General features: G+C 66.8%; 1 protein-coding gene. It reads left to right on the forward strand.

What is annotated here, in order from left to right:
• Positions 1-470: PAS-domain containing protein (locus D7X55_RS46165; protein WP_199747383.1), on the forward strand; the 470-nt coding region annotated here is incomplete at both ends.

Genomic DNA, 470 nt, shown 5'->3' on the forward strand with positions numbered 1-470 from the left:
GATCCGCTACAACGCCGAGCGCGGCGAGCTGGGCGAGGGCGATATCGAAGTGCAGATCAACCGCCGCATCGGCTACATGCGCGCCGGCTCACCGCACGTGTTCGAGCGCACCCGCAGCGACGGCAAGGTGATCGAGATGCGCGGCCAGGCGCTGCCCGGCGGCGGTTACGTGACCAGCTACAACGACATCACCGACTACAAGCACGCGGAAAAAGCACTGCTGGAGGCCAACGAGACGCTGGAACAGCGCGTGGCCGAGCGCTCGCACGAGGCCGAGGTCGCGCAGCAGTCGAAGACCCGCTTCCTGGCGGCGATCAGCCATGACGTGCTGCAGCCGTTGAACGCCGCACGGCTGTTTGCTTCGGCGCTGCGCGACAGCGACCATGTGAGTGACGAGCAGAAGCACCTGGCCGAGCGCGTGGATGCGTCGCTGCGTGCTGCCGAAGAGCTGCTTGATGGCCTGCTGGACG

It is taken from the genome of Corallococcus sp. AB049A, from assembly GCF_003668885.1.
Lineage (GTDB): Bacteria > Myxococcota > Myxococcia > Myxococcales > Myxococcaceae > Corallococcus > Corallococcus interemptor.